Genomic DNA, 7,363 nt, shown 5'->3' with positions numbered 1-7,363 from the left:
ATGGTTGTTGTATTTTTGGCAAGGCGCAATGCTTGCAGAAAGGAAAAGTTAGCAATCAATGCGCAGAAAAATCAAAAAGCAAGGTAACATTTTGCTTTGCTACGACACATATATTAAACGTTGTATAACATTAGCCGAGACATGATCAATCACGCAAAATGGAAATTAATTATGAACAATAAAGTATTCAAAATATCTATTCTATTTTTAATTATAATTTTAATAATATCCAATTCTTGCTCTCAAACTCCTAAAGAAAGTTATGAGAAGTTAAAATCTATTAAAATACAAGGATTGATCATCGATACCAAAACCGGAAAAGGTGGCTATTCTTTACTAGTAGCTGAGCAAAAAGATACTTTTCAAATTTGGAATACTTTCGTACAAAATGCACATATTTCATTTTTTGTTGGTGATTCTATTTTTAAAAGCAAGGGAGAAATGATTTATAAAGTTAAAAGAAATGACTCTTCTTATACTTTTGATGCAAGTGGTGCAATATTTAACTATTGACTTGACAAATCAAAATCTAAAAAAAGAACATTATACAACACTATATATGTGATCATAGCAGTTCAGTGATCGATCGATTGGTTGTTGTATTTTTGGTAAGACGCAATGCTTGCAAAAATTAAAAGTTAGCAACCAATGCGCAGAAAAAATCGAAAAGCAAGGTAACATTTTGCTCTGCTACGACACATATATTTAACGTTACAGTGCATAACACAGCTACTAAAAATGCTTGTGAATCTAAGCTCTAAGTCGATAAAACGAAAAAAACTTAATTATTTGTAGATTATAAAAATTAACTTAAAAGTCTTAAAACTAATCAATAATGAAAAGAATAATAATTTTAGCTTTAGTTTTATTCTATACATCTTTCGCTATTTCTCAAGAAATAATAGAAGATACCGAAGAACCTGAAGAAATATATGTCTCTCCTAGTAAAGAGGAATTACAGAAACAACATGAAATATATTTAGAAGAAAAAAGACAAGCAAAACTATTCTGCGAGAAAAACAGTAAAGGAAAAAAGAGAATCAAAAACATTTCAGATGAATCTAATGATATTGTTATTTCTTTATCAGACATAATACAAAAAGATGATAATATCTTTTTATTTCTGGATATAAATAACAAAGGAACTAAAAGCATTAAATTAACGACCATTAAATATTTAGATTGGAATGGTAAGGACGAAAAAGTTGATGCTAGTAGAAAATATTATATTCCCAAATTATATCATCATAATGAACCTGATGAAATTAAACCAAAAACAAATTATTCTATAATTGCAGTATTTAAAAACAGTTCTTTACAAAAAAGAAAAGGAATGGGAATAACTTTAGTTGAACAATCAAAGCTTAACAAAATCGTGACTTTAAAAATCAGAAAGGCAACATTAAACGATGTTGTAAAACTCAACTAGATAATAAATATAAAATTAGAGGTTTACATTTTTTTGAAGTTACTTTTAAAAGTAAAAGGAGAATGATATTCTAAAAAATACGCACTGTAACATTATATATAAAATCAGAGCAATTTAGTGCTAGATCGAAAGGTCTTTTCCTTTTTGTGGTAGACCTGGATTTTTATAAATTAAACAAGAAATAAAAATGCGCAGATAAATCAATTGGTTCAGGCTCGTTTGCCTTGCTCCGATTCATATATTTGGCGTTAGGTGCAATCAGAAAAAAAATGAAATTCAACAAAGAAATTAACCTTTTTGAACTGACTGAAAAAGTAGTGAACAGATTTCGTTCTGAAAGTCAACTGGAATTGACAGGTTATGAGTTTGAATTTAAAATCAAAAGAGATTGGAATTGTCCTGTTAATCGAATAAATATCAACTTGTTTATATTTGGAGAAGATTATGCTCAAACTGTTTTTGATGAAAAATACAACACTCTAGATAAAGTAATTGATTTACTATTTGTCCATTTAAGAGATGATGCTGGGTTTGACAATTTAAAAGATGGACTTATTATGGCTAATCGGCATAAAATAGAATCACGAACCGAAAATCTGACTGAACGAATTAACTTATTATCAAAAGAATTACTAGAATTAAATGGATTGAAACCAATAATTGTTAATGTGGATGAAAAATATCCATTTGATTCACTTTATGAAAATGGATTTCCAATTGTTCAATATCAAATATATACCCCTGGAAATGAAATAAAACTCTATTTTGACCTTGATTTTAATTTGAGAGGGTTTCAAGAAAATGAAGTTTTTGAGATTGTTAACAAAGAAATAAAAAAGCACCTAACACTATATAACAAAACATAGTTGCCCTTCGGGACAACAACGTTTGTTATATTTACCGTTATACCCAATTAAATGAAGAATTTAATTATTCTGGATTTAGATGGAGTTTTAATATTAACTCCCAACTGGAAATCTGACGAAATGCACTCTGACGGTTATTCGGAATTTAATGGCGATTGTGTGCGAAATTTGAATTCTTTAATGGATAATCTTGATGCTGAATTGTGGTTAAGCTCAACAAGAAGATTAAGCAAAGACTTAAAGCAATTTCAAGAAATTTTTAAAAACAGGAATATTAAAGCTCCTCTTGTTGGTTTTTTACCAGGAGGAACTTTAGGAACTGAAAGAAAAATAGAAATTGATACGTTTCTTGATCACGAACCAATTCGGAATTTCCTAATTATTGACGATGATAAATCCCTAAATGGACTTGAATCGGACAGAAAACAATTCTGGGTCCAAACTGAGCTTTTAATCGGATTCAATGCTGCTAAACTAAATGAAGCGCAAGAAATAATTAAACAATGGGTATAACACTATATATGTGATCATAGCAGCTAGATGATGATTCGAAAAGTCTGTGTATTTTTGCAGTGGCGCAATGCTTGCAAAAAGTAAAAGTTAGCAACCAATGCGCAGAAATATAGAAAAACAGGGTAACATTTTGCCCTGCTACGACACATATATTAAACGTTACCACACATTGCCGAAATGACGACAAAACAACGAAAAATATATTATGTGACAATTTTGATTTTAGGATTATTTTCAATGGCCTGGCAAGTCACATTATTTCGGAATACAATAATTGACGTTTCAATCTTAATCGGAATCATTATAGTTGTAGGAATTATAACTTTTTTAGTTGATTTCAAGAATTACGGAAAGACTTACAAGAAAAAAGGAATTGGACTTTACTTTTATTCTGGAATGCAATATATTTTGAGTTATGGATTTATAGCTTGTTCAATATTTATAATGACCAATTTTTATATGGCAAATTCAGAGCCTATAAAAGAGACTTATGAAATAGTGAAGCGCTCATCTTTGCCTGGAAGAAAATATCACCGAGATGAAAGAAAACCGACTTTTGATATAAACTATAATGGAAAAATTAAAGAACTAGTTTTTCCGCACAAATATTACGAAAAAATGGAGTTTTATACAAAAGTGGAATTGGAAGTTCGGAAAGGGTATTTCGGATTTGATATTTTGGAAAATAAAAAACTGAATTGAAAAAACGTGTGGTAACAAGGTGTATAATTAATTGCGGCTGAATTTCCTCACCAGAAATTCAATCTTATTAATTATCTTTCCACAACAACGGAAAATGACTCGCGTCCTTTTCCCGCAAAAAACCATACACAAATACGTTAGGGCACATACTTGTTATCTGAAAAGCAAAACGCAATCTGAACCTGTCTGCGGACGAACCTCGATCGTTTGACCTGAGAGTTTTTGCAGTGGTTTGTATCGGATCAAAAGTAAAAAAGCGATGAAAAAATCACTCAAAAGAAGTATTTCGGAGTAGTAACGTGCTGAAAAATCGCTTTTTTTGGCTGATTACGATAATTTTGACGGAAAAAGGGTTTCTGATTTTTTAGTTTGGTAAGTGATATATCCAAAGGCAGCAAAGTGATCGCAGGAGATTTAGAAAAATAATGCGGAGCAATTCCTGCCAGAGGCAGGCAGGCGCAATCTGACATCACTTTACTGCGGCTTGTTTACTAAGTTCAGGTTTGTAAAAAGTGGTACGTGCCATAACACTATATATGTGTTCATAGCAGTTAAGTGATGATTCGAAAAGTCTGTGTATTTTTACAGTGGCGCAATGCTTGCAAAAAGTAAAAGTTAGCAACCAATGCGCAGAAATATCGAAAAACAGGGTAACATTTTGACCTGCTACGACACATATATTAAACGTTGGCATTCATATAAAAGACACTAAATGACATATATAATAATCGGAATAGTCATAGTTCTCATAATCATCTATCAAATAGGAAAGTCTCAACAAAAAAGTGAAACAAATAAATCCGTTTTGTTCAATGTTCAAACAAATCCTTCTGTAAAATCGAAGGAATATTCTAAATGGGAAATTGTCCATAGAAAAACAGAAAGGTGGTCTGAACTTGGATTTGGAGACGGAGATAATTTCCCAGGATATGGTAGATTGTATGACCGAGAATTTAAAGTGTGGTACTGTGAAGTTGGTTCCAAAGAAATAAAAGATGAAAGAATAATACGAGATAGGTTTCCTCTGCATTATGAACCCAAAAACAGCAAAGAAATAACAGGGGAAGGTGTTTATTTGGACAGATTAGAAAACACCAAAGGTTATGAATCCTTATTTACAGGATTGGACAATAAAAATAGAAAAAGGTGGTATTTCGCGCTAACAAAATTCACCCCAACTTGGATAGAAACAGACCGAGCAATTGAAAAAAAAGAGACTGAAGTTGAAAAAGAAGAAATAGAAGTACCTGAAGGTTGGGAGTTGGTTAGAAATCATTCACAGAAGTGGACAGAGCTTGGTTACAACAATGGCTTTCCCGGTTACGGAAAAGTATTTAATGTAACCTTTGATATTTGGTATTCCATTGTGGGAGAAAAAGAGAAAGTTCAGCAACCAACTGTTTCGGCTCATTTAGCATTGTACGGAAAAGACTCAAACATATATTACTTTGAGAGAGTTTGTAATGAAATAGAAGAATTGAAAGAAAAGAGTTTGAACTTTGAACGACTTTCAAGAACTCAGGGATACTCTCAATTATATAACGGGTTAGATAATTCGACAAAAAGAAGATGGTATTTAGGAGTAAAAGAAATGAACCCGACAAATTATTATACCGCAAGTGCGGAATAAATACGAAATGCCAACATTGGCTATACGTAATGCGGGATAAAGTGCTAATATGAAAGTAATTACATTTAATAAACTAACAGCTAAACGGAATGGGAAGTGCCTTGTAATCCCGCACTACGCATAGCCGAGACCGTTGTAAAACATTGAGCAAATATTGAATTTAGAATGAAAAAATGGACGTTTATTATATTTTCAATACTAATACTCTATTCCTGTGAAAATGAAGGAAAAGAAATAGCGATTTATAAATGTAATGGATCAGTTGACCGTGCATTTGATGTTACGGAATCTACATTCTGGGATTTCAAAAATAATGGTGATATTGACTCTATAAAATTAAAAAAGCGAAGTTCCTTGGAATTAGAACAAATTATCTCTGAATTAAAAATGGAAAAATTTAAAAGTAAACCTTTTTTGAATCCGGAATATTCAATTGTTTATAAATCCAACGAAATTGACACTATTTATATAAATACTACAATTGATCAAGGTTATTCAGTTAAAAACAAAAAATCCTTTGTTAATGAAAATGGAACGTTATTAGAATTCTTTAAAAAAAATGGATTTCTAACTGATTTGACAAAGTTTAAATTAAATAAATAAACGTTTTACAACACTATATATGTGATCATAGCAGCAAAGTGATCAATCGAAAGGTTATTGTATTTTTGGTAAGGCGCAATGTTTGCAAAAAGGAAAAGTTAGCAACCAATGCGCAGAAAAACCGAAAAACCGGGTAACATTTTGCTCTGCTACGACACATATATTAAACGTTGGCTGTAATTTAAAATGAACAGATACGAAATAGCAATAGAGGAATATGAATCGTCTGAAGATGACGGAAAACACAAACTGATTTATGCGTATTTCGGCCTTGCAATATACTTTAGTCAAGTTTTGGAGGAGACATTTTCTATAATGTTATGGACTGATAGAATTTTCAAAAAGAAAGTTAAATCAAACAAAGAAGTCAATGAGATAATAGACGCTATAGAAAACTCAAAAAAGACAATGGGTGTTTTTATTAATGAGGTAAAACAAACTTATAGTTTACCAGAACAACTAATTGAAAGTCTTAAAAAAGTTCTTGAAAAAAGGAATTATATAGTTCATAAATATTTCAAATTAGAAATTCAAAAAATCGCATCTGATTTAGGAAAAAGAGAAATGCTTCAATACTTCTGTTCCTTTATTGACAACGTTAAAGAAATCGATGAAGAGTTAAATAAATATTACCTAGATTATAAATTAAGGCTAGGCATAACGGAGGAGACAATTGACCAGTTGGTTAAGGAAATGAAAGAAGAGGAACTAGAAAGAGAGTTGAAAATAAATAGCAACAAATGAATCAATACATAATTGACACAAAATATGCTGTAAAGAAATTAATTAAAACTATTTACAAAGAAGAAAAAGAATTAGATTCTCTGACTACAAAGTTCAATGAATTAAAAAAAGTATTTGACCACTTGTTTTGGGACTATTCAACTGCCGATATGCACGAAGATTTTAATGACTTACAAGTTCAACATAAGTTTATTCAAATGGCTAAATTCCACGAAGAGAATGATTTGAAAGGTAAAAAAGCAGAATTAGATAAATTATCCCATTCAATAATTACAAAAGAACACTCAATGAATTCATTAAGTATGAGTTTATTGCAAATAGCGAAGCAAGGAATATCAACTGTTCACGGAAGCCCAAACAATTGTCCTACTGGCAGAAATATTGGTTCTGAATCTTTAAGAAATGTAATTTGGCAAGGTCGCAATCAATCTATTCATTACGAAGAGGGAAATCCAAATCAAAAAGTAAAAGATTGTTTTATTAATCTGACAAATGACTTTGGTACTGACTTTGACTTGTCATTAGATTATACAGTAAATAAAGCGAAAAAAATTGTTGACCTATTAAATTGGAAAAATTATAAAAACTATAAAACTGATTTAAAATCATTAATCGGATAAAAACTACAGCCAACACCGTGTATAATTCATTGCTAGTTATAGCTTATTTACGAAAGTCCTCGCGGACTTTCTATCCGTGATTTATTTGCTAACTTTAGTGCTTAAACACGCAACGAAATCATACACAAACACGTTGTGCAACAGTTAAAAACCAAGAACTAAAAACAGAAATATGATACCAACTAATGATTTATTACTATTTGGATTAGCCGCATTGATAATGGTAATTTCGCCTGGCCCGAATATGATTTATTTA

The 7,363-nt window shown here is 30.9% G+C and carries 9 protein-coding genes; all 9 read left to right on the top strand.

All coding sequences use genetic code 11. The features are described 5' to 3' along the window. Positions 1–171: 171 nt before the first annotated feature. The 9 genes from ACFSR1_RS08145 to ACFSR1_RS08105 all read left to right on the top strand — a co-directional run bounded on the left by ACFSR1_RS08145 (position 172) and on the right by ACFSR1_RS08105 (position 7,107). A complete protein-coding gene (locus tag ACFSR1_RS08145) occupies positions 172–513 on the top strand; it encodes a hypothetical protein (RefSeq protein ID WP_378291419.1) in 342 nt (113 codons plus the stop codon). A 322-nt stretch (positions 514–835) separates the two neighbouring features. Beyond that, positions 836–1,429 (top strand): DUF4138 domain-containing protein, encoded by a 594-nt coding sequence (locus ACFSR1_RS08140; RefSeq protein ID WP_378291417.1) that lies wholly within the window; start codon positions 836–838, stop codon positions 1,427–1,429. Positions 1,430–1,698: 269 nt separating this feature from the next. Next, positions 1,699–2,295: a hypothetical protein gene (locus ACFSR1_RS08135; RefSeq protein WP_378291415.1), complete on the top strand. Its 597-nt coding sequence runs from the start codon at positions 1,699–1,701 to the stop codon at positions 2,293–2,295. A 51-nt stretch (positions 2,296–2,346) separates the two neighbouring features. Next, a complete protein-coding gene (locus tag ACFSR1_RS08130) occupies positions 2,347–2,808 on the top strand; it encodes an HAD domain-containing protein (RefSeq protein ID WP_378291413.1) in 462 nt (153 codons plus the stop codon). Positions 2,809–2,985: 177 nt separating this feature from the next. Beyond that, entirely contained in the window at positions 2,986–3,510 is a 525-nt protein-coding gene (locus ACFSR1_RS08125) for a hypothetical protein (RefSeq protein WP_378291411.1), read from the top strand. A gap of 712 nt (positions 3,511–4,222) precedes the next feature. Beyond that, positions 4,223–5,140 carry a hypothetical protein gene (locus ACFSR1_RS08120; protein WP_378291409.1) on the top strand — a complete coding sequence of 306 codons (918 nt, stop codon included), beginning with the start codon at positions 4,223–4,225 and terminating at the stop codon, positions 5,138–5,140. A gap of 165 nt (positions 5,141–5,305) precedes the next feature. Further along, positions 5,306–5,743 (top strand): hypothetical protein, encoded by a 438-nt coding sequence (locus tag ACFSR1_RS08115; RefSeq protein WP_378291407.1) that lies wholly within the window; start codon positions 5,306–5,308, stop codon positions 5,741–5,743. Positions 5,744–5,929: 186 nt separating this feature from the next. Further along, positions 5,930–6,487 (top strand): hypothetical protein, encoded by a 558-nt coding sequence (locus ACFSR1_RS08110; protein WP_378291406.1) that lies wholly within the window; start codon positions 5,930–5,932, stop codon positions 6,485–6,487. Continuing rightward, complete coding sequence (locus ACFSR1_RS08105) at positions 6,484–7,107, top strand: hypothetical protein (RefSeq protein WP_378291404.1); 624 nt, start codon at positions 6,484–6,486, stop codon at positions 7,105–7,107. The genes ACFSR1_RS08110 and ACFSR1_RS08105 overlap by 4 nt, the downstream gene beginning before the upstream one ends. Positions 7,108–7,363: the final 256 nt, after the last annotated feature.

The sequence above is a fragment of the Aquimarina rubra genome (assembly GCF_042684305.1).
Classification (GTDB): domain Bacteria; phylum Bacteroidota; class Bacteroidia; order Flavobacteriales; family Flavobacteriaceae; genus Aquimarina; species Aquimarina rubra.
Note: the sequence above shows the minus strand (reverse complement) of the source record. Positions and strands in the feature narration are given on the sequence as shown.

What these genes read in the sequence shown, in the direction of transcription:
- ACFSR1_RS08145 (WP_378291419.1), top strand. Translation starts at nt 172, where the DNA reads ATGAACAATAAAGTATTCAAAATATCTATTCTATTTTTAATTATAATT.
- ACFSR1_RS08140 (WP_378291417.1), top strand. Translation starts at nt 836, where the DNA reads ATGAAAAGAATAATAATTTTAGCTTTAGTTTTATTCTATACATCTTTC.
- ACFSR1_RS08135 (WP_378291415.1), top strand. Translation starts at nt 1,699, where the DNA reads ATGAAATTCAACAAAGAAATTAACCTTTTTGAACTGACTGAAAAAGTA.
- ACFSR1_RS08130 (WP_378291413.1), top strand. Translation starts at nt 2,347, where the DNA reads ATGAAGAATTTAATTATTCTGGATTTAGATGGAGTTTTAATATTAACT.
- ACFSR1_RS08125 (WP_378291411.1), top strand. Translation starts at nt 2,986, where the DNA reads ATGACGACAAAACAACGAAAAATATATTATGTGACAATTTTGATTTTA.
- ACFSR1_RS08120 (WP_378291409.1), top strand. Translation starts at nt 4,223, where the DNA reads ATGACATATATAATAATCGGAATAGTCATAGTTCTCATAATCATCTAT.
- ACFSR1_RS08115 (WP_378291407.1), top strand. Translation starts at nt 5,306, where the DNA reads ATGAAAAAATGGACGTTTATTATATTTTCAATACTAATACTCTATTCC.
- ACFSR1_RS08110 (WP_378291406.1), top strand. Translation starts at nt 5,930, where the DNA reads ATGAACAGATACGAAATAGCAATAGAGGAATATGAATCGTCTGAAGAT.
- ACFSR1_RS08105 (WP_378291404.1), top strand. Translation starts at nt 6,484, where the DNA reads ATGAATCAATACATAATTGACACAAAATATGCTGTAAAGAAATTAATT.